Genomic DNA, 23,202 nt, shown 5'->3' with positions numbered 1-23,202 from the left:
ATATGTATTTTATGGCTTACATAGTGTTGGATTAACTTTCGGAGCTTTGAGCGTTAGTTTTTCGGGTTCGGCCAATAATGATTCCAGAGGAACACTAAAAAATTTCTATTATTAATTTACTCTGAGTATTAAGAACATTATATCTTATTAGATAAATTTGAATTATTGTTCACACTCTTAAGGTATGTTAAGCACAGTTCCATTTATTGTAGAGGAGTGAATGTTAGTGCGTTTCTTATACATTCTAATTTTGTTTATTATAGGCTTGGCCTGTTCTGCATTTATCTACGGTGGAAGTCTTAAATTAGCAGACGGCATACTATTTGTCATTGCAGGTATTCTGTTTCGAATTTGGAGTAAAATGAAGTAAACTATAGTAGAGATATCTGTGAACGACGGCCAATATTTAGTCAAACCAAAAGAGCAATTCTGAAGGCTACAAACAAAAAACAGTTCATCACTCATTTTATGTGATGAACTGTTTTTTGTTTTTTGCTGCACTATCAATCTCCAATCTCACCTACCGCATCCGATATTCTTCAGCCTTCGCCTGCATCCCTGCGGCTACCGCATCATCTTCGGACAACCCCTTGTCTGCAGCAAATGCACGAATGTCTTGCGTAATTCGCATACTACAGAACTTCGGCCCACACATCGAGCAGAAATGGGCTTCCTTAGCTCCCTCAGCAGGCAATGTCTCGTCATGGTAAGAGAGCGCCCGTTCAGGGTCAAGCGACAAGTTAAATTGGTCGCGCCAGCGGAATTCGAATCTAGCCTTGGACAGCGCATCATCTCGGCGTTGAGCTCGTGGATGACCTTTAGCTAGGTCAGCGGCATGTGCTGCAATTTTGTAGGCGATGACTCCCTCTCGTACATCATCCTTGTTAGGCAGCCCCAAATGTTCCTTCGGTGTAACATAACAGAGCATGGATGTCCCGAACCAGCCAATCATCGCCGCTCCAATAGCTGAAGTAATGTGATCATAACCTGGAGCAATGTCCGTTGTCAGTGGACCCAAGGTATAGAACGGAGCCTCTTTACAGATTTCCATCTGTAGATCCACATTCTCCTTGATCTTATGCATCGGCACATGCCCCGGCCCTTCAATCATCACCTGTACATCATGCTTCCACGCAATCTGCGTTAACTCGCCCAGTGTAGCCAGCTCGGCCATCTGAGCCTCGTCATTGGCATCATAGATACTCCCCGGACGCAATCCATCCCCAAGCGAGAATGCCACATCATACCTTTTCATAATTTCACAGATTTCTTCAAAATGCGTATACAAAAAGTTCTCTTGATGATGTGCCAAACACCACGCAGCCATAATAGATCCACCCCGGGACACAATGCCTGTCATACGTTTGGCTGTCATCGGGATATAGCGCAGTAAGACGCCTGCATGGATCGTGAAATAGTCTACGCCTTGCTCTGCCTGCTCAATGAGTGTGTCTCGGTACAATTCCCACGTTAGTGCTTCTGCTTCGCCATTGACCTTCTCCAGCGCCTGATAGAGTGGCACAGTTCCGATCGGTACTGGAGAATTACGAATGATCCATTCCCGCGTAGTATGGATATCCTTTCCTGTCGACAGATCCATAACGGTATCCGAGCCCCAGCGTACAGCCCAGGTCATCTTCTCCACTTCTTCTTCGATGGAGGAGGAGACGGCAGAATTCCCGATATTCGCATTGATCTTCACATGAAAATGACGACCAATCAACATCGGCTCACTTTCAGGATGATTGATGTTGGATGGTAGAATCGCTCGGCCACTGGCCAGTTCTTGTCGCACAAACTCCGGCTCTACTCCCTCACGAATCGCGGCAAACTCCATCTCTGGCGTAATGATGCCTTGGCGTGCATAGTGCATCTGCGTTACACATCGTCCAGCCTGAGCCCGCAGCGGCTTGCCACGCAAGCCTGGGTAAGCTTCAGCTCCGGTTCTTCTACTCCCCGCCTTGAGCCCGTTATCTTCCGGTTGCACCGTACGTCCTGCATAAGCCTCCACATCCTCACGCTCCGTAATCCAGCGTGTGCGGAGTGCAGGTAGTCCTGCCCGGATGTCTGCGTGAAATTCAGGGTCGGTCATCGGGCCGCTCGTATCGTACACACGCAGCGGCTCATTATGCTCCACCCCTTGGGGAGTACTCGTGTCATGAAGAGCTATTTCACGCTCAGGTACAGCAATGTCCGGACGTGAGCCCTGAATGTATACTTTACGGCTGCCGGGAAAAGGTTGAACCCCTCCAGCCGAACCTGTTTCTTTTGCCGCCTGCGCTTCTGTATTCCCTTGTCCCATCATTGGTTGTTCTGTACTCATCGTCTTTGTCTCCTCCTCATTGGTCTTCACGACTGCATCACTTCTTTTCCATGCGAGCGCATCTAATCTGGAGACCATCCATATAAGGAGCAAGGACAACCTTACCTAGAGAGACATATACAGTAAGACAACATGCAGCAGAGTAAGGTTCATTCACCTAACTAATTGAATAGATTCCACAACAGATACCTACCTCCGCTCTTTTTACGAAAGTAACTCTGAAGTCTAAATCTTGTCTCTGCTCACTGTATATAAAAAAAGCCGGTTCCCGAGGGAACCGGCTATGTCCATCACCAATGATGTACCGATTACCGAACTCTAATTGAGTTCAGCCATAGGTTACATCCCATTGATGTTCGTGGTTGATTGGCCGATTACTTCCCTACGCTGGTATGATCCAGATCAGGTGCAAAGGGTCCAGAATCTCATGCGATTCCGTCTCAGTCCGGACAATTCGGACTCCCCTAGTAACGTTAACAAGTTGCGGCAAGTATACCGCAGTGTCATATTCAATTCATCAAGCCCGGCTGGGCTGTCCATATCAGGATAGCTCAACCGAGAACGAAAAACAACCTTTATGTTCCAGAATCAGCAGATTCATCATGACATATATGTTCCATAAGAGCGTTGTGGTTGAACAAACTCGTTAAGATAACATCAAGCCCATCTGAGCAGCTGCTTCTTTCAACACGGGTGCATACTCATGTAACGTCTCTTGTGATAAACGGCTGACAGGTCCTGATACAGACAATGCAGCAGCGATTTGGCCTTTGCGATCCATAATCGGTACAGATACCGCCGCAGCTCCCGGTTCACGCTCCTCATAGCTCGTTGCATAACCATGCTCCAGAATATCCTTCATCTGCGCGAGATAGACCTTAGGATCGATAAAGACAGGCCACTCCGGCCCATTCATCAGCTCCTCACGATCCTCTTCCGTAGCAAAGGCCATTAGCACCTTACTGGACGCACCTACGGATAAAGGAAGGCGCACACCAACAGGAGCTACACGCCGTATAGCCTGATCGCTCTGAACAGCCTGAATCCGAATCCGTTCACTGCCATCCCGCAAATACAAGCTAACCGTCTCCCCGAGTCGATCTCTCAGACGCTCCATCGCAGGAAGAAGAAGGATAGCTGGGTCATCACTACGGGACATATGAGCGGACAGCTCCCAGATGCGGATGCCAAGCCGATACTTCTCGGTAGCTGCATCCCGGATAACAAATCCCCGTTCTTCCAAGGTTGCCATCAGCCGGTGCACCGTGCTTTTGTGCAGACCAATCTGGCTTGCAATCTCGGTAAGCCCCAGATCACTCCGAGTTGTGAAGCACAATAATATATCCAAGGCTCGTTCCACAGCCCTGACGGTCAACTTGCGGTCTTCCATGACACTAAGCCTCCTCATGTTTCATCACATGAAACTTGGTTACATAAATTATATGAGAAACGATCTCATCTGTAAACTAAAAAGGGGCAATATTCTCCTTTTTATAAGACTAAATATTCCGCGATTTGTACGCTTAGGAAATGTTAACCAGATCCTCTCAGGACTATATAACAATTGCGTAACAAATGCTGCCAATCAATTGACTTTGGTTATATAGGAACATACGATAAAGATAGATTATGCATTTGTATCATTCGTTCCTGTGACTTAGGAACTACGTATATGGGTTGATGGTTCTCGTTGTTATCCTCAATTTCATCTGAACTTATAAGGAGGGGCAATCATGTATTCGACATCCCAGAGCGAAGCCCCGCTGCAAACGAAAGTGTCCGATCTGCCTACTTCGTTATCGCCAAGGCTGATTCGGTTCAAGCATATTATCGTAGCGTTGCTGCTCTCCGTGGTATTTTTTCTACTCTTTTGTTTTATTGCACTACACGGTTACATCGCCTGGGTCTTATCCAACCCAACGGTAGCCCCTGTCTTCTCTAATCCGATGCAAGCGAGGAATATGAAGTACGAAGACATAACATTCCCTGCGGCAGACGGAAGCCGAACGATGCAGGGCTGGTACATTCCTGCCGACAAAGATGTGAACAAAACGATTATCTTCAGTCATGGCTATGGTGCCAACCGTGAGGAAACCTGGGTTCCGATGTATGACCTTGCCCATTATGCGCACCAACTTGGATTTAACGTCATTATGTTCGATTATGGTTTTGCATCTCAGGTGAATAAAGCCGTCGCTACAGGCGGCAAAGCGGAATCACAACAATTGCTGGGCGCCATTCAAACGGCGAAGCAACGAGGTGCTGAGGAGCTCGTCGTATGGGGATTCTCCATGGGTGCAGGCACAGCATTACAGACAGGCCTTCTTACCGAGGATGTTGATGCGATGATTCTGGACAGCACATTTTTACTGGAACCAGATACGCTGTATCACAACATTCATAATCAGATCGATCTTCCGCGCCAACCTACACTTGAGATTATGAAGCTGTTGTTCCCGGTTCTGAACGGCACTGGATTACAGCAAATTCCGTATCAAGAGGTCAAAAACGAGGATTATCCTTTCCCGATTTTCTTCATTCACGGTACGGAAGACGAGAAGGCACCTTATCCGATCGCGGAGCTACTCGCAGCCAATCAAACCAATGCCAATTCAGAGGAATGGATCGTGGACGGAGCCCATCATGAGTTAATCTTCCGTGAGCATCCCAAAGAATACCTGCGCCGCGTATCAACCTTCCTGAGTCATGTAACCAAGACCACCAGTGACGATCTGGATAGATATTAATGTTCATGTCCTGAAGTATGTTGCGCCTGAATATGAACTACGTAAGAGCCCTTATGGGGCTCTTTTTTTATATACATAGGACAACATCTTCTATGAATATATTGATGCGATGGCTATGCACGACATGTTCGAGGATACAGAGACTGGGCAGTTTTAGCCTAATTTCAATGTTAAAAATGGGTTCGGAATCATATCACTGATGGGAGGATGCTTGGTTATGCAATGGAAAGGATATGGACCGCTCTTACCCCTGCGTATACTAGAAGAAATTCGTTTCTGGAAAGAGCAAGAGAAAGAGCACACCCTTGTTATTCGTACACTTGTACCTGACCTAGAACCTGAATATGTCAAACTACTGGAGGAATGGGAGACAGCATTTGCAAACAGCGAACACACGGCTAACCAGCTTATCAAACAAGTGTTACCCGGAACTCACACCCCTGCTCCCTATATTCTTCGTAGTGTAGAACAGTTAGTGTCTGCGAGCATAACACAATCCAGAGAGTTTATCCGGCAACTGTATGTTGTATTGGAACAGAGTGCTGCCGTGCAGGCCGTCCCCTCTGCCAAAGCCGTCATTCTGCATTTCATTCGAGAATCAGAGTACTTCCTTGGTGTATTAGATACACTTCGTGAGCCTGGACTCTTGAGAGACTCTGCAACAGATGCCCCTTTTACGCTGGACAATCTTCTTCAATCATCCCAACGAGAAAGCGTAGAGAAGCCTGCAGCTACATCAGCTAAGGAAACTCCTAATGCCCCTGCTACCACTCAGATCCAGAGCTCTCCAGCAATTCACTCAGCTCCCACACAAACAAGCGATAGCACCAGCACTTCAGTAGCTGCAACACCTCCTGTTAAGGAGCGACCTGTACCGATTGGCGGACATACCTTGCCACCACTGCCTTATGCCTACAACGCCTTGGAGCCACATATTGATGAGCTGACCATGCGCATTCACCATGATAAGCATCACCAGTCCTACGTGGACGGATTAAATACGGCTGAGAAAAAATTAGCTGAATCCAGGAAAAAGAACAATTTCGAACTCGTAAAACACTGGGAACGGGAACTTGCCTTTAACGGGGCAGGTCATTACCTCCATACCATCTTTTGGACAATTATGAGTCCTCAGGGTGGTGGCAAACCGTCGGGTATGCTTGCTGAACAGATCAAACGTGATTTTGGCAGTTATGAAGCATTCAAGAACCAATTCACAGAAGCAGCAAACAAAGTAGAAGGCAGTGGCTGGGCTATGCTTGTCTGGAGTCCGCGGGCACATCGTCTTGAAATTTTACAAGCAGAGAAGCACCAGAACTTATCTCAATCTGACATTGTTCCTCTCCTCCCTCTGGATGTGTGGGAGCATGCGTACTATCTGAAGCACCAGAATGAACGCAAAAAATATATCGAGGATTGGTGGAAGGTCGTCTACTGGCCTGCAGTAGCTGAGCGATACGAAACGGCAAGAAAGCTACTCTGGCCGCCTTATTAAAGACCCCTATGATTCTTAAAGTCTGTCCACCCTAAGAACAACTCCCATCAGCGAGAGACAACATAATTAAATATGTCATACCTCTTTAAGCCTGATGCTTCACAATATCAATGCAAAAAAAGAGATATCTCCAGCCGAATGACTGATAGATATCTCTTTGCATTTGATTATTATGAGATTATAACGATAAAATGTAACGATCTATTGACGGATAGAAGCTGCTTCAATTGCTGCAGAAGCCCAGTGTGTGGCAGGTACATCCGACCACTGTCCTGCTGCATTCGTTACAGCTTGAAGACCAATCAGCTTATTCAGCATCGTTACGGCTTCAGCGCGAGTGATCGGCTGACTTGGACGGAACGTGCCATCTGCATAACCGGTAACTACTCCAGCTGAACTCAATTGTTCTACTGCCTGCTGTGCCCAATGCCCGTTCACATCAGTAAATGCTGTCGGCACAGTCTTCATCTGGTCAGATGTTACCAACGGCTGTAATAGAGCAGCCATTTCCGCACGAGTAATCGCTTGATTTGGCTTGAAGCTGCCGTCCGTGTAGCCTTGAACATAACTGGATTGAGCTGCTGCTGAGATAGCTGCATCTGCCCAGTGACTGGAGTTCACGTCTGTAAAAGGATGACTGGCTTCCAATGTAGATGCTCCTGTAATACGCGTAATTAATGTTGCCATTTCTGCGCGAGTTACATTACGCTCTGGTCGGAAACTACCATCTGCATATCCTTGAATATATGGCTGAGCTTTCAAGCTGTTGTCCGTCCAGTCCTTCACTTTAACAACGGAGAACGTACTGAATTTGTTGACTTGAATCTCAATGCCTTGTTGATCATCATTGTTTATCGTAACGAGTTTACCGTGTACAAGCTCCTTCGTACCGTCGCTATGCTCAATGTATACACCCAGCTCTTCAGAATTCACACCTGCGATCTGACTAGCCTCAACAGGTAATACGAGCGTTACAGGTCTGCTCTGCAGATTCGTTTCGATCGTCATTGGACGACCGAGAATCTGAATATTCGTTGTGCCTACAACTTGAGTAATTGTCTCATTGCTTTGCACTCTCGTTTGGATTTCTGAACGTTCAGTCTCTTTTTTCACCGGTACCAGACGGAAATAAATATCATCTGTACGTCCGAGCAAAGAACTTGCCGGTATAGTAATCTTCACGTTTGGATTGGAAATAACGAGATCCACACCTTGCTCAGCCAGCATTGCTGACGATTGTGGAGAGAGATTAAGGTCCCACTGTGATACTTCATCTTTCGTATCTGGAATCAAGACAACCGCTGTGCGGGAGCCTGTCTGTTTCAATTGATCAATAATGGTTTGGGTCTTGCTCTGATCAAGCAGAAGCTCATCCTTCACCGTGCCATCTGTGCCCCGTGTACGACTAATCTCCAAGGAAGCAATCGTTGACGCCTGATTCCCATTTGCTACATCCACTTTGATTACTTCTTTTTGTGGAGCTTGTGGAGTAGTTGGCGCAGGACTCGTTGTCACAGGTGCTGGTGACGGTGTTGGCGTTACCGGAGTAGGTGTAATAACTCCCCCGCCTCCCCCATTACCCGGTGTTTCTGGATTGGATGGAGTGATGTTAATCTTCACTGAATTAGAAATTCCATATTCCGATTCGCCACCATCATATACAGCTTTAACAGCGAATATATATTTTTCGCCTTCTTTAAGGTCTTTAATTTCCCAACTATTATTCATAATTTCCGTAGAAACAAGAATCCATTGTGAAGGATCTATCGGTGCTGATGAACCTTCGTACATATAAACTGAAGCGTACCCGTTTAAAATTGGATCCCAAGTTAACGTAACCTTTTTATCTCCCTTTGTTGCCACTACGTGCTGCGGTACAGGAAAATTCGGGTCTGGGTCTGGATCTGGATTAGATCCACCACCACCATCATTACCACCGCCTGTATTCTCCTCTTGCGGAGTTACAACGTTAGACGCAACATAATCTGAATTCATTTCATCGGAAGCATACGATCTAACTGCAAATACATAAGATTCACCATTCGTCAGCCCACCGATATATCCATCGATGTAACTGTCCGTTACATTGGTCCACAGATCTGGATCTTTTGGTGCCTCCGTACCTTGGTACATATACACGCGATATTCTACTTCTGGTTCTTCAGTCCATTCAAGGGCAGACTGACCATCACCCGGTGTAGCGACTACATTTTGCGGAAGAGGAGTATAGTTTGCAGGTGTTGGATAAATATTAGATCCCATATCTACGAGTTGACCATTCACATCTTCAACAGCCAGGTACAATCGATACAATGTGTTCTCATCCAAACCTGTAAACAAGAACGTTTTTTCTTCATTCGCAGCTAAATCCACATAGGTTTGTTTGTTCATAGCGTTTAACTTGGTATCTTCTTTTGTCAACTGATCATTAAACATGTCCCACACATCGTTGTCAAAGTAAAATCTACCAGGCTCACTCACCTTCACTGTAACTTTAGATGTGGATTGAGTAACTGTTCCGTACAAAGGGTATGGAGACAGGAAGTGTATTGTCGGATCTGGCAGTGGCGGAGTCGGTGCAGTCATCAGCTTGGATGAACGCAAGATCGGATACCCATCATTAATACGTTGTCTGAATGTCCAAACCTCATCGAAATCCCATCCACTGAAATTAGATTGTTGTTTCATCTGCTCAGTAGTAAGACCCATTGCATAATCAGAACCATTCTGCTGGTTCGTATCAATTTTGTTCAAATCAAAATAATTACCGAAAAAAGTCACTTGATTAGTTGGGCCTTTCACTTTGCCGATGACTGACCCTATCGTCTGATCATCAATAGGTGATGATACACCATTAGAAAGGTCAACTTCGAGGGATGCAGCAACGTAATTATTCTGAATAATTACTTGGATGTCATCATTACGACCATTTTTTCTTACTTCTCCAATTAAGCCTCCAATAGTCTCAGCAGAAAATTCATCCTCACCTGCAGCATAAGTTTTCATTGAACCAACCACATAGTTGTCTTCAATAGTCTGGTTCAGTTCAGATTCAGATTCATAATTAAGTTCACCAATCAAGCCACCAACCTGATAGTTCCCTATTACCTGTCCTGAAGCGTAGCTCTGACGAATGGTATTATCATTCGACTCTCCGATCAGTCCACCTATTGTCTGATAACCACTCACTGTACCTTCAGCAGCATTTGCGATGATTGTGCTCTCGTAAAGTTCTCCAAATAGTCCCCCGAGTGATTCGCCATACTCATCTATAGTGCTCACCACAACGTCAGTACTATTATTAATATATTCACTGTTATTAGAAACCCCTGATATGCCCCCTACTCTTCTATTGCCTTGTATATTCCCACTGATATGCACACCCTCAATACGAGAATTTGATATACTACCTGCAAGCCCACCTACCGACGCATTCCCTGTAAAGGATACATTATTTAATATAAGATTTTTAACCTCAGCATCATACAAATCAGAGAACAGCCCTACATCATTCTGATTTTCATCTGTTGTTTTCAAACCGGAGATTGAATAACCGTTACCATCAAACCTGCCTGTAAAAGGTTCAGACTCATCTTCTACCTCATAGGCAATCGGTGTCCAAGATCCTCCGTTTAAAAACGTGCTCATATCTGCTTCAGAAATATCATTCTTCAGCTTATAATTACCGTTTGCGTCTTCTCCCACGCAGTACAGCTCTTCAGGAGTACTAATGAGATTCCATTCTACATTATTTGAATCGATTTCCGTCATCTCATAACAACTTCTTGCCTGTACAACTCCTTGTTGAAATAGACCTGGCAACAAACCCAAGACCATAAGGAATGTTAAGGCTACAATCCCTATTTGTCTCAGGAGCTTAGAGCGCTTCTGGCCATCCTTTTTACGCATGTTTGAATCTTCCCTTCTCTTTCTTTTTGTGAGAAGAGTATACATGTCAGCTCTGAACGGATTCTGAACATTTTCGACATTTTCCTCCAAAAAGAGCCTTTCTCTCATTTCTGCAAAAAAATTTCAAATATAGATGTTAATAATTTCGCACGTTGTTACAATACAAAAAAGCAAGCCTCTATATCAGAGACCTGCTTATCATAAGAACCTATCCGTGCTAAACATTTACTTAAGAAGCGCACCCTTCACAGGCAACATAGTTGTCGCCAACCTGTTTGCTAATCGCGATGAGATCGCCTAGCTTAATATCTTCCTCACCCGTAAACTCCAAGTCAGCAATTCGTGCAATAATCAACGCCGCAGCTTCTTCTTTACTTGTACCCATTTGGCTGAATTCAGACTTTTCGCCCGAAGATACAACCTCGTATTCAAATGTATATCTCAATGTTTCCATTCTGTCACTCTCCTTCCGAAATCACATCATATCATCTCTATTAACCAATTCCAAGTCAGTGTATTCCAATCTAATGAATCTATATCAATCTAGGTCGTGTCTGAAAACTCCCTAATCATAACGTAACTTCATCTGCTGCATCGTCTGTTCAACCGTGTCCCGGTTCACAGTCAATACTCGGCTCGTTTCTGACGAAGGATAATGGTTACGTAGTGTACGCACCAAGGATGCTGTATATGCCGCCGCAGAAGGTACACCAGCTAGTTCTTGAAGACTCGCCATCGTACCTGAATGTACATCCGGATAGCCAGATTTCATCCCATTGGCCGCTTGCTCATAGAATCGTCGCACCTCTGCTGCAAGCATATCGCCCTTGCCTTCCACAATTACAAACGCAGTAATAATGTAAGCCTTAGCCTGTCTTCGCTGAGCGATTCCGCAAAATTTCAATCCCCCAACACTTACATCATAATCCCCCGGGCAAAAAGCACCTTCCACTTCTCCCGTCTTAGCCTGATCAGACCATGGATTCAGTGAGCGGGCTATCAAAGCAGCCATATGACGGAAATCATCATGAATATTGATCGCGTGCTTAGGATTAGGCAAGATTAGTGACAAGTTAACCACACCTGGATTGAGCGGAACCGCCGCACCACCAGAAGGTCGAACACAGACGGAAATCCCCTCATTTCGGATACGTTCCATGCTCTCAACCGCATGTGGCAGTTTGCGATCACGCAAACCAGCAACAAATGCATCCGTATGTCGCCAAATATGAGCCACCGGTTCATGCCCCTGTCCTACAAGTCGACACATCACTTCTTCCCATGCAAAAGCCTCAAGCACATTTTTGTTCTGCCCCATAAGCGGTGTCTCCCAAATCTGAAGACGGCTGGTAGGACGATCTTCCGACGAACTCTGCTCCATTGGTTTTCCAAATCGATCCTCTGGTGTTGAAGGTACACTCATAGAAGACAGCCTCCGTTGTATATAGATGAATGAGAGCGTACAAGTCATGATACATTCTCGAACCTACCATAACTCCCACTACAATTATAATAGAATCCATATAAATATTGTTCAAAAAAAGGCGGTTTTCAGTACCGAGAAGATGGGATGAAGATAGAAATGGAGTAGCGGAGCGTAGGCAAAACTACATGAGCAACTACATTGTTTCCAAAGGAAACCAACTTCGTAAGCCTCCATTTACTTCGGCTGAATTCCATCTTCGGCGGTGAGATGCCGACAGGCATCTTTTGTAATCGAAAGCGGACTTTTTGAACAACCTCTATAAATAAGCCGTGTTCCCCTGGGAACACGGCTTATTGTTGTACAACCTCAGATGCTTGCTCTATGCTACGCTGCTCCGCATTGAGACATTCTAGTTCGTCCTAATGCCAAACAACATGCAAGAAAGCAGGTGAGAGCATGCAGCTTGTCTATTAAGCCAAGCTGGACCTCAATCTTTAACAAGTGACAGGAACTCAGCACGCTGTGCTGGGTTCTCACGGAAAGAACCACGTACGGCAGACGTTACCGTCTTGCTGCCCGGCTTCTTCACGCCGCGGGAACACATGCACAAATGCTCGCCTTCCACAACGACCATAACACCATGAGGTTCAACTGCCTCTGTCAAAATATCAGCGATCTGTGATGTAATACGTTCTTGCACCTGGAGACGACGCGTTACCGCTTCCACCAGACGAGCCATTTTGCTAAGACCAACGATCTTGCCGCTTGGAACGTACCCAATGTGTACCTTACCGAAGAACGGCGCCATGTGGTGCTCACATTGGCTATAGTAGACGATATCCTTAACGATAACCAACTCTTCATGATTCTCGTCAAAGGTTACCCCCAGTACATCACGTGGATCTACCTCATACCCACCAAAAATCTCTTCATACATCCGGGTTACGCGTGCAGGCGTTTCAAGCAGCCCTTCCCGCGTACTATCCTCGCCAATCAATTTCAAGATCTGTTCCACATGGTACTCGATCTTCTCCCGATTGTCGGATACTTTTGAATTCAAATAATCTTTCACGCCAGCCACTGCCGAACGCCTCCTTTCGAACCACATGGTGTAAAGCAGTTACCACACACTGCTGTTATCTTCGGCGGCCCGAATTTTTACGCGCAGGATGTTGCCCTGGCTGAGGCATTTTACCGCCAGGCTGCTGATTCTTCATCATCTGCTGGGCACGCTGCATCTGCTTTCCATTCAGGTTATAGCCCATTTGCTTCGCCATCTTCTGAAGTGCGTCTGGATCGCTTTGCATTTTCTCAAGCTGTTTACGCAAGTAGAACACCCCGATGAAGAAGCCCCCGACCAGACCAACAATCAATGTAATAATCGGTATTACAATTTCCATCTCTTAGACACCTCTTTATGCAATCTAAAAAGCATGATGATCCGCGCATATACATAACATCCTAACGCCTGTTCATACACGTGTCACGGACCGGATTTCCTGAAAGTTATCATAGCATTTCCGCACGCATGGAGCAAACGGATTTTCCAGCTATCACTGTCATTGGTTATCCATTTCTAAGTCATGACCGATTCAATAAAAACGGTGGTATGCTCCGCTAGATCGATTTCGATAACATCGAGAGAGTAGCGCGTGCTCCCGCGTGCAATCCTCACGACAGGTCGGCCTGGCAGTCCACGATGCTGCCGCACGATAACGCCAGACTCTTTGGTTGAGAGTCGTACAGCGGTTCCATTCGGATAAACGGATACACTTTTGTTAAACTCAATCAAAATGTCCCGATCCAGTCTCGTGCCTGACATCGCCATCATCTCTTCACACGCTTCATGTGGCAGCATGCTGCTTCCAGATAGTCCATTGATCAGATTATCATAGATGTTCGCTGTGCTAACAATTTTGGCAAATACATGAATATCACTGCCTTTGATGCCTCTAGGTAATCCTGTCCCATCGACATGTTCATGATGCTGTAGAGCCGTGTGAGCGACGAGCAAACTGAACTCCCGTTTGTTCTTAATCACTTCGAATCCACGCCATGTATGATGAAGCGAGGAATTGGCAGCAGAGTTACCACCCGGAGGCTCACCAACTTTACCGATGTCATGCAGAAGCGCACCTACAGCGAGATCCTTCAATTGATTGTAGTTAAGCCCCATATTCAGTCCGATTACCGACGACAACAGGCATACATTCATCGCATGAACATACTGTGCATTGTCCTTCGTGCGAATATCCGTAAGTTGCACAAGCAGCTCACGCCCGTTCAATACATCGTTCAACAGTTTATCAATGCTAAGCGTTACCTTCTTCGGACTCCACTCTTTCCCTGAACGAACCGCTTCAAGGGTAACGCTCATTTCATTAATTACTGCTCTTTTCGTGGCTTCATCCAGAATGTCTTCTGTCTCCACATCTTTAAACGCTTCATCCTGGATGTACAGCATGGTTACGCCAATACGCTTCAGCGTATTAACCATAAATACGGTAAGCTGGACGCCGGCAGACAGCAAAACAGTTCCGTTAGCTGAATATACGGTCTTCCCCAGAAGCTCCCCCGCCTCCACACTCTCCACGTTTACATACTTCATGCACGTCCCCCGCTCTTACGATTGCTGCTCCAATGTGAGCAATTGCTCCTTGGTTTGCAGACCGCCTACATAACCCAACAGGGTACCGTCTTTGTCGCTGATGCGGTGACAGGGAATAATGATCGGCATCGGATTTTTGCTGATAGCATCCGAAACTGCGCGAACCGCCTTCGGTCTTCCGATCGTTTCCGCAACCTGTTGGTGTGATGAGGTCTCTCCATAAGATATATCGGATAGAACATGCCATACTTGTAGCTGAAACGGTGTTCCATGCAAATTTAGCTTTAATTCGAAGCTTTTTCGTTCTCCGGCAAAATACTGCTGAACCTGCTTCGCAGCCTCACTTAGCTTCTCTTCATTCTTCTCGTAGCGATACTCACCGATCCAAGTTCGAGCCCATTGCTGCAGATGTGCCTCACGGACATGAAATGTTCCAAAATCAACGTGGCATAAGCCTTCGTCTGTGGCACATAGCGTCAATGTTCCTATTGGCGTCAGCAATTCATCATAATACACAGGTGTACCCTGAAGCCCCGTAACTGCTGAAGGTTTCCAGGCTGCTGCTTCCGGTTTGGCCGGCTGCGGAGGTAACTCACCACTCTGATCAGATGCCATTTCCGATTGCAAACTCTTCTGTAACTCGTGTAGTGACTCAAACTGATGCTGTGCCACTGGTTGTTCTGCTGGTTGTTCCACTGATTGTTCCACTGATTTTTCCACCGGCTGCTTCTCACTTGCTTGCCCAGCCTGTGATTGATCGGGTAAGGTCTCGGACGAGTGTAGTCGTTCCTTGGCCTTCTGCAGCATGCTTAGCACGTTCCCATCTTGTTCGTTAGCGGCAGCTTCCCCAATTACTCTCATTGCGTCTTCTCCTCCAATTCTGCTCAGCGCCCAAGCTGCGGTTCCCCGCAGTTCAGGACGCGGGTCTCGCTTCAATACTTCCGTGAGTTTTGGTACAGCGCTCTTATCCTTGAAATTGCCTAAGGCGATCACTGCATTACGTTGAATCGGTTTCTTTCCCCGCCATGCGGCGGAGCTTTGGCCAAAACGTTCTTTAAATTCACGGTTACCAATGTCTAGGAGTGGCAGTAACAAAGGCTTTACAATCTCCGGATCAGGCTGTAGATCGGGATGATGATCCCAATTTTTGCCCCGATTCTTCGGACAGACAATCTGACATGTATCACAACCGTATAACCGGTTGCCTATTTTCAACATAAACTCTTCATCTACAAACCCTTTGGTTTGGGTTACAAAAGAAATACATCGCTGTGCATTAAGCTGCCCCGGCCCGACCAACGCCCCGGTTGGGCAGGCATCAATACATTTTGTACATTCTCCGCAGTCTTCGGTCACAGGTGTATCCGGCTGAAATGGAATATTGGTCACCAGCTCACCCAGATAGATCCATGATCCAAACTTAGGGGATATAATGGCACAGTTTTTGCCGCTGAACCCAATCCCTGCACGCTGAGATACTGCACGATCCACAAGTGCTCCGGTATCCACCATGCTCTCGATCATAGCCTCCGGTACACGCTCACGGATGAAATTCACCAGCTTGTCCATCGCTTCACGCAGCACGTAATGATAATCCCTGCCCCAAGCTGAACGCGCCAATATGCCGCGATATGCACCTGGCTCCGACTTCGGCGGATTGACCATTTTCGATGGGTAGGCAACGGCAATCGCGATCAGAGAAGCAGGCTCACCCTCCTGTAGCGCAGGTCGTACCCGTTTCTCAATGTCCGGCTCTTCAAATCCCGAAGCGTAACCCTTGTCCCGAGACTGCTCTAGTAGCGACTTAAGTGATACAAATGGTTCCGCAGAAGCAAATCCAATATCATCAATGCCCAGCCCGGGGGCAGCCGCCTTAATCTCTTGTTTTAACTGCTCCCATACGGAACCTGCTTGCGATGCCCCGGTCTGTACGCTTGTCATGATTCTTTCCCTCTTTTCTGTTCCCTGCTCTTATTCCCTTAACGATTGAACGCCCGCCTCATTCAAGGAGGACAGGCGTCTATATGCATATGCAACTCAGGCATACTCGCCCCGAGCTTTATTATAGTTAAACGCAAAACGTCGAGTGAAGTTGTTGTTACAACGATATTTTACAGCTTCTTCATTTCGGAAAATGGCCAGAAGATGAATTCAGCCTTACCTACAATCTCGCCAGAAGTGATGCTTCCGAATACACGGCTATCCTTACTTTTACCCTCATGACGGTTATCCCCCATGACAAAATAATGATCCGGCTCCAGCGTAATCGGGCCAAAATCGGGATCTTGTACCTCGATATCCGTATACGTCTCCGTCTGCCGTTCACCATTCACATACAGGTGGTGTTCACGCACTTCAACCGTATCCCCAGGAAGCCCTACAATCCGTTTCACGAGAAAGTCTTTCTTCTCCTGACCCTCACTTGGGTCACGAAGGACGATTACATCAAAGCGAGATGGTGAACCAAAATCATAACCAATCTTATTCACAAACAAACGGTCACGCTCGACCAACGTAGGCTGCATGGACTGCCCTTTAACCATTGATAGGTTAAATACAAATAAATTCAACAACATCATAACGACAAAAGCGATAATGATTGTTTTGGCCCAGTCCCATAGCTCTGCTGCCCATGAGGTACCAGAGTGATTCGCTGTTGCCAGTTCAGTTCTCTCTTCGGAAGACACCTGCTTCGTGGAAGGGTTGTTAGAATTCAAAAGGACACCTCGTTTATTAAGAATGATCATATTCTCTTTAAGTCTACTTCATTTGGAGGAGTGAAACAATTGGTTATGCCCACCAGTGGCAGATGGGCTTAATTTGTGAGGAATATTGAGCGGATGTATATCATACAAATAGAAAGGCATATCCTCAAGCGTGGTCACGCTGATCGGATATGCCTAATATGAAATGAAAATCTTCTTTTTTTCTTTAGTTTAAGAGGTTGTTCAAAAAGTCCACGTTTGATTACAAAGCACACCGACTGCTGGCCTTTTTGAACACGCACTTTGACGCCGAACTTCCGTTACGCTTTGGACAAAATACTGAGTTTCTGGAAAGCGCTCATAATCTGATTCGCACCGTAACCCATCGCTTCATATAGCGGCATGGCTACTTTGTTGTGCTCATCTCCCGCAACCCATATTTGGCTGACTTTACGCTGCTGGAACCGTTGTTCCATGGTCTCGACAAGTTTTTTGCCGACTCCGCGGCGACGATAGTCTGGATGAACCGCAATACGGTAGATGCACCCCTGGTTTTGATCAATCGTACCGATCAAGGCTCCAACGAGGTCTCCCTCTTCTTCTGCAACCATGATCAAGTCAGAATCCCATGACAATTGACGGGCAAACGGGCCCATCGTGTTCTCATAACACTCTTCCGATAGTGCAACCTGGAGAAGCTCCGTCATTTGGCTTGCATCACTCAACTGAAAGGAACGAACGTGCATGTCTTAAATCTCCCTTTTCGTTAGCTTGATGAGGTTTTTACATAGAAAGGTTACCCTTTTTACCAAAAACCCAAAGTTCGTATAATGACAAAAAACGAGAAAATACCTCTTCTCCGTCAATTAAACCATACTTTACGCCATAAAACACGCATTTTCTTTTGAAAGCGCTTAATTGTAACCGTTTTCAACAAAATATGAACGATTCTCTTTTAATTTTAAGAAATATTCACATAAATATATTCAAAAAGGGTAAAATATGTTTGTTATCTCTGACCCATTAATAGATCAACGCCTCGGGGGACTTAATAAACAAAAATGTTGCTTAATTAGCTCGAATGCGGTTTAATATTAGTGGCAAGGGTATTAATACATATGTACCTGAGCAATTTGTATCTACTTGGACGAGCCACTTCTGCAGGATATGGATGGGCACGTTTTTTAATCCATGTCATGTACTAGAAGAACTCGAAATGAACGATGCAAAATGCTGAATTACCAAAAATCATAAAATATCAGGAGGTTTTTCACTATGGCTTTTCAACTACCGGCACTTCCTTACGCTAACGACGCACTGGAACCACATATCGATGCACAAACGATGGAAATCCACCACGATCGCCATCACAATACTTACGTAACTAACTTGAACGCAGCTCTGGAAAGCGCTCCTGAACTGCAAGAAAAAAGCTTGGAAGATCTGATCGCTAACCTGGATAGCGTACCTGAGAGCATCCGCACAGCGGTTCGCAACAATGGTGGCGGACACGCTAACCACAGCTTGTTCTGGGAAATCATCGGACCTAACGGCGGCGGCGCTCCAACTGGTGATATCGCAGCTGCTATCGACAGCGAACTGGGTGGCTTTGACAAATTCAAAGAAGATTTTGCTAAAGCAGCTACAACTCGTTTCGGTTCCGGTTGGGCTTGGCTCGTTGTAGGCAAAGATGGCAAATTGTCCATCACTAGCACGCCTAACCAAGACAGCCCACTCTTCGAAGGTCTGACTCCAGTATTGGGTCTGGACGTTTGGGAGCACGCTTACTACCTGAAATACCAAAACAAACGCCCTGACTACATTGGCGCTTTCTGGAATGTAATCAACTGGGATGAAGTAAACAAACGTTACGCTTCAGCGAAATAAGTTTGTTTCACTAAATATGTCTCATCTAACAGATGCTTCATCTAAATAGATGTTTCATCCGATAAAAGAAGAGCCCGACTTGGTCTGATGACCGAGTCGGGCTCTTTTTTGGATAGGATTCTGGCCAGTTGAGTGCGTGAAACGCAGAAAACAAAAAACCAGCCGTTGGACGGGTGGTCGTGATTTAGGAGAAGTACAGGTATGTTGCTCATCTCTGATGGTAACGAGATCATCGAACCGGATGATGTTGCTCGTCAACATGCCGAAGATTAACAACTTCGCTGGCTTAAGTTCTATATAATAGCTTTCATGTGATTAACTAAGGTGCGAAAACCGTTTATTAATCCTCTACGAAGGATACCCGATAGCTCTGTCCTCTGCGTCATGACACAAACTGCGCGTGGGTCACAGATTATTCTCTAGTGTTCTATCTAACACCGTTCAATCTAATGAACTGAGGGCACGCTATCTGTCTATATTTCTTATCTTTGGAAACCTAAGGAATCCGAGACACGCTATCTTTCCAAATATGGACTTGTCCATGCCCTATTTGTTCGTTTTCGACTAAGATAACGTCATTCAGATTCGTTAGAATTTATATTTTAGTTTTATCGCCATAATAAGCTCTCCCAGATTCGTTAGCCACTATTAATAGTACTTCTCGTAGTACTTCTGGTAGTACTCCTGATAGTACTTTTGTTCATACTTTTGAGAGTTCTCTCGGAAGTTCTTTCCGTAGTTCATTCGGTAGTACATTCGGTAGTACATTCGGTAGTACTATTCGTTAACACTCCTGCTCGACTACACTCTTACACATTCCAAACGGACAGTTAACCTTGAATATGGAATAAGCCATTGTTACTCTTCCGGTACAATACCGGTACATACCTGACCGCCTCTTCCACCATCCATGTATGAAAAGTCCCCTCTCCCGGGCACATGAATGTTTCCGTCCGCTTGGATGTGCTCTGCACTTTATCTATTACGTCAAAGAGTAAGGTGTAGCCCCATTTACTCTTTATTACTCTTTATTACTCTTCGTTACTCGTTACTATCATCATACACGCCAGCAAAATAACTGCTAATTAGCTTCAAGAAGATATTCGGGAATGCCATCTTGTCCATATCTTCTGGCCCTATCCAGCGGTACGTTAGCTGATCGCCTTTACCAATATACACCTCAGAAGCATTCTCCAGAATCTCTACATCATCTGTCGGCATGTGCATAGCTTGATCTGATGTTGTTGAGGACATGGATGTAAATGCCGATGCAGATCGTCCATCAGAAGCTGTGGCAGCTGCATCCGTACTGGTTGCCGCCTGTGCATCGTAGGCGGCTCTCGCTTCCGCTGCAATCAGCGGAAGCTCACTGCTCTGGCTCTGCTCGGTGCACTTGTACACCTGCAGTTGCCAAACGATATGGCTGAACACATGCTCCGCATGAGTAGCCAGCCCTTCCGGGCGGGCAGCGAAGCCCTCCGCCCACAGACTGCCGGCGAGCAGCGCCATCGCCGGCTCATCCGCCAGCGGCGCCGCCTTCTTGCCAGCTTTGGCAGGCGGCTCCGCTAGCACGTGCGGCAGCTCCCACATGCGGGCCAATAGGCCGCTCTCGGGGCGCTGACGCACGAGCACCCGGCCGCGATGTGCGCCGCGGCCTTCCACAATGGCGACCAGCCGCTGCTCAGGGCGCGGCGGCTTCGCCTTGGTTTTGACCGGCAGCGTAAGCTCCCTGCCGGCAATCCGGCCTGAACATTGCTCCATCACTGGGCAAGTTAGGCAATGCGGCGCTTTGGGTGTACACACCAGCGCGCCAAGCTCCATGAGCGCCTGATTGAAATCACGCGCTCGCCCTTCTGGAATGAGCTCTCCTGCGAGCTCTTCCATAAGAACACGGGTGCTGCCCTTCATAATGTCCTCATCAATGAGGAAGTATCGGGACAGTACCCGCATAACATTGCCATCCACCGCAGGTTGCGGTTGGTTGAAGGCAATGCTAAGAATGGCCCCTGCTGTGTAAGGGCCAACCCCTTTTAACGCAAACACGGCCTGTTTATCTTGGGGAATCTCTCCCCCGTGCAGCTCCATAACCTGCCTTGCCGCCGCCTGTAGGTTACGCGCACGAGAATAATAGCCGAGACCTTCCCAGTTCTTCAGCACCTCTTCTTCCTGGGCTTCAGCCAAGGCTTGTACCGTCGGAAAATTGCCAATAAACCGATTGAAATATGGAATCACGGTATCAACCCGTGTCTGTTGAAGCATAATCTCGGATACCCATGTAAAATAAGGATTGTTGTGGCGACGCCACGGTAAGTCTCGTCTATTGATCATATACCAGTCCAGCAGATTTACACTGAAATGTTGCTTTTGTTCAATTAAACCCATGTTCCCGTCCTCTCCTGATTCCCTTACTACTCTTCTCACACTACTTCTCTTAATCCATGCGCTCAACCACGGCAAATGCCGCTGCAAGCTCTGTCTGATGCGTGATGCTCAGATGAATCATATATCGATCCTCGGCGGGCAGACCAAGACGCTCCCAAGCCTGAGCAGATAAAGTTACTACCGGCTTTCCTTTGCGATCAGGCAGCACTTCAATATCGGTAAAGCTCATCGTACCGCCAATACCACAGCCAAATGCTTTGGATATCGCCTCTTTGGCCGCGAAACGTCCTGATACAAATTCAATCAACCGTTTTCCCCGCTGATTCGCAATTTCCCGTTCCGCCGGGGTCAGAATTCGATCCATAAATGACTCGGCATGTCGCCCAGACATTAGCTTATGCATGCGTGCAATTTCCAGCACATCATTTCCGATTCCAACGATCATCAAGATTCACCCGCTTAATCATTTATACAATAAAAGGTTGCCCAACTATTCACTTCGCTTCGCTATTGCAATCGAATTCCATGAACAGATGCCCTAATCTCTCTCCATCCGGAGTTTACGTCTACAAGGTACATCCGAACACGTATTCTATTGTAGCAGGAGGAGAACCTAGATGCGAGTATATCCGTTTATATTGCTTATGTTAAAATAATTACCAACGCGCATTGGTAGAACAAATGCGTTTGCGTTCCATTCGGTTCCACATCGCTAGGCGAATGAATGACTCAGTGCAGTATTAGCTACCAAATATACGTAGGAGGAATGCTACATGTCTACAGCGTTTGAACTACCCATAGGCGACAATTCCGTTATTCGCGGAAATACATTTCTTGCCCGTCAATCGGCTCAAGGTATCATCATTGTCGTCCATGGATATAAAGGCTTCAAAGACTGGGGCATGTTCCCTTATGCTGCTTCCCAGTTAAGTGAAAACTATCATGTCCTTACCTTTAATTTTTCTCATAATGGTGTAGGGGAAGATTTGCAGCAATTTACCGAGCTTGAGAAGTTCGCCGTAAACACATATAGCCAGGAACTCAGTGATTTAGCTACCGTACTTGAATATGTCTCTAAGCACCCTGAGCTTGGCAATCTGCCCGTATATCTCGTTGGGCATAGCCGCGGTGCTGGTGTAAGTCTTGTGTACGCGCTGGATCACCCTGAACAGATCGCAGGTGTATGCTCATGGAACGGCGTTACCAACCTAGACTTATTCACTGCCGAGCAAAAAGAAGAAATGCGTACTCACGGCCGTAGCTACGTTACGAACGGAAGAACCGGACAGCAGATGCCTCTGGACGTATTGATTCTGAACGACCTCGATCAGCATAAGGCAAGGTATGCCATCATTGAACGTCTGACGCAATCCACACTTCCCGTCGTCCTCATTCAAGGGACAGAGGACAGCGCACGCCTTCGTGACGGCTCATCCACATTAGTACAAGCCCGTCCGGATATTCCGTGGCATCAGATTCCAGGAGGAACGCATACCTTCAACACCGTACATCCATTCCAAGAAACAACCCCACAGCTTGAACAAGCGATATCCGAAACCCTCCGGCAGATCGATGAATGGAATCATTCGAAGTAATCGAATTTCATGATAGTTGGATATCTTAATAAACTAGGGAACGCCACAAAAAGACTCTGTAACCACGCAGATGGTGGAGACAGAGTCTTCGTTAATTAGAACGTATCTTAAATCTCACTTGAGGA

18 protein-coding genes and 1 riboswitch are annotated in these 23,202 nt (G+C 46.4%); of the genes, 5 read left to right on the top strand and 13 right to left on the bottom strand.

What is annotated here, in order from left to right; genetic code table 11:
- Positions 1 to 226 precede the first annotated feature (226 nt).
- Positions 227 to 370: a hypothetical protein gene (locus M3636_RS26535; RefSeq protein ID WP_164848599.1), complete on the top strand. Its 144-nt coding sequence runs from the start codon at positions 227 to 229 to the stop codon at positions 368 to 370.
- A 150-nt stretch (positions 371 to 520) separates the two neighbouring features.
- On the opposite strand, the gene thiC is transcribed toward M3636_RS26535, so the two are convergent.
- Positions 521 to 2,305: a phosphomethylpyrimidine synthase ThiC gene (gene thiC / locus M3636_RS26530; protein WP_128104294.1), complete on the bottom strand. Its 1,785-nt coding sequence runs from the start codon at positions 2,303 to 2,305 to the stop codon at positions 521 to 523.
- Between the two features lie 380 nt (positions 2,306 to 2,685).
- Positions 2,686 to 2,799, bottom strand: a riboswitch (TPP riboswitch).
- A gap of 170 nt (positions 2,800 to 2,969) precedes the next feature.
- Positions 2,970 to 3,713: an IclR family transcriptional regulator gene (locus M3636_RS26525; protein WP_056697171.1), complete on the bottom strand. Its 744-nt coding sequence runs from the start codon at positions 3,711 to 3,713 to the stop codon at positions 2,970 to 2,972.
- Between the two features lie 343 nt (positions 3,714 to 4,056).
- Here M3636_RS26525 and M3636_RS26520 point away from each other — a divergent pair, with 343 nt between their 5' ends.
- Positions 4,057 to 5,070, top strand: coding sequence for an alpha/beta hydrolase (locus M3636_RS26520; protein ID WP_251384522.1), 1,014 nt, complete (start codon positions 4,057 to 4,059; stop codon positions 5,068 to 5,070).
- A 217-nt stretch (positions 5,071 to 5,287) separates the two neighbouring features.
- Positions 5,288 to 6,565 carry a Fe-Mn family superoxide dismutase gene (locus tag M3636_RS26515; RefSeq protein ID WP_251384521.1) on the top strand — a complete coding sequence of 426 codons (1,278 nt, stop codon included), beginning with the start codon at positions 5,288 to 5,290 and terminating at the stop codon, positions 6,563 to 6,565.
- Positions 6,566 to 6,766: 201 nt separating this feature from the next.
- Here the strand turns inward: M3636_RS26515 and M3636_RS26510 are convergent, their stop codons facing one another.
- From M3636_RS26510 to M3636_RS26470, 9 genes are all read right to left on the bottom strand, one after another.
- A complete protein-coding gene (locus tag M3636_RS26510; RefSeq protein ID WP_251384520.1) occupies positions 6,767 to 10,474 on the bottom strand; it encodes an S-layer homology domain-containing protein in 3,708 nt (1,235 codons plus the stop codon).
- 229 nt (positions 10,475 to 10,703) lie between these two features.
- Positions 10,704 to 10,928, bottom strand: a complete 225-nt coding sequence (locus tag M3636_RS26505) for a hypothetical protein (RefSeq protein ID WP_128100212.1) — start codon at positions 10,926 to 10,928, stop codon at positions 10,704 to 10,706.
- A gap of 111 nt (positions 10,929 to 11,039) precedes the next feature.
- On the bottom strand, positions 11,040 to 11,897 hold the full coding sequence (locus M3636_RS26500; protein ID WP_128100211.1) for a lipoate--protein ligase family protein: 858 nt from the start codon (positions 11,895 to 11,897) through the stop codon (positions 11,040 to 11,042).
- A 490-nt stretch (positions 11,898 to 12,387) separates the two neighbouring features.
- Positions 12,388 to 12,981, bottom strand: coding sequence for a GTP cyclohydrolase I FolE (gene folE, locus M3636_RS26495; RefSeq protein WP_036668229.1), 594 nt, complete (start codon positions 12,979 to 12,981; stop codon positions 12,388 to 12,390).
- Positions 12,982 to 13,036: 55 nt separating this feature from the next.
- The gene (locus tag M3636_RS26490) at positions 13,037 to 13,300 is read right to left on the bottom strand and encodes a YneF family protein (RefSeq protein ID WP_128100210.1); all 264 of its coding nucleotides are present in this window, start codon (positions 13,298 to 13,300) and stop codon (positions 13,037 to 13,039) included.
- Between the two features lie 176 nt (positions 13,301 to 13,476).
- Positions 13,477 to 14,508, bottom strand: coding sequence for an HD-GYP domain-containing protein (locus tag M3636_RS26485; RefSeq protein WP_251384519.1), 1,032 nt, complete (start codon positions 14,506 to 14,508; stop codon positions 13,477 to 13,479).
- Between the two features lie 15 nt (positions 14,509 to 14,523).
- Entirely contained in the window at positions 14,524 to 16,449 is a 1,926-nt protein-coding gene (queG, locus tag M3636_RS26480) for a tRNA epoxyqueuosine(34) reductase QueG (RefSeq protein WP_251384518.1), read from the bottom strand.
- 170 nt (positions 16,450 to 16,619) lie between these two features.
- A complete protein-coding gene (gene lepB, locus M3636_RS26475; protein WP_251384517.1) occupies positions 16,620 to 17,225 on the bottom strand; it encodes a signal peptidase I in 606 nt (201 codons plus the stop codon).
- A gap of 308 nt (positions 17,226 to 17,533) precedes the next feature.
- Positions 17,534 to 17,959, bottom strand: a complete 426-nt coding sequence (locus M3636_RS26470) for a GNAT family N-acetyltransferase (protein ID WP_128100207.1) — start codon at positions 17,957 to 17,959, stop codon at positions 17,534 to 17,536.
- Positions 17,960 to 18,488: 529 nt separating this feature from the next.
- Between M3636_RS26470 and M3636_RS26465 the strand changes: the two genes are divergently transcribed.
- The gene (locus M3636_RS26465) at positions 18,489 to 19,100 is read left to right on the top strand and encodes a superoxide dismutase (protein WP_251384516.1); all 612 of its coding nucleotides are present in this window, start codon (positions 18,489 to 18,491) and stop codon (positions 19,098 to 19,100) included.
- 1,041 nt (positions 19,101 to 20,141) lie between these two features.
- Here M3636_RS26465 and mutY read toward each other — a convergent pair.
- Together mutY and acpS are read right to left on the bottom strand one after the other, a co-directional pair.
- Positions 20,142 to 21,482: an A/G-specific adenine glycosylase gene (gene mutY / locus M3636_RS26460; RefSeq protein WP_251384553.1), complete on the bottom strand. Its 1,341-nt coding sequence runs from the start codon at positions 21,480 to 21,482 to the stop codon at positions 20,142 to 20,144.
- A 49-nt stretch (positions 21,483 to 21,531) separates the two neighbouring features.
- Positions 21,532 to 21,927 carry a holo-ACP synthase gene (gene acpS / locus M3636_RS26455; protein WP_251384552.1) on the bottom strand — a complete coding sequence of 132 codons (396 nt, stop codon included), beginning with the start codon at positions 21,925 to 21,927 and terminating at the stop codon, positions 21,532 to 21,534.
- Positions 21,928 to 22,255: 328 nt separating this feature from the next.
- Here acpS and M3636_RS26450 point away from each other — a divergent pair, with 328 nt between their 5' ends.
- Entirely contained in the window at positions 22,256 to 23,077 is an 822-nt protein-coding gene (locus M3636_RS26450; protein WP_251384515.1) for an alpha/beta hydrolase family protein, read from the top strand.
- Positions 23,078 to 23,202 lie beyond the last annotated feature (125 nt).

Source organism: Paenibacillus sp. MER 99-2 (assembly GCF_023714095.1).
Classification (GTDB): Bacteria; Bacillota; Bacilli; order Paenibacillales; family Paenibacillaceae; genus Paenibacillus.
This window is presented reverse-complemented; position numbering and strand designations above follow the sequence as displayed.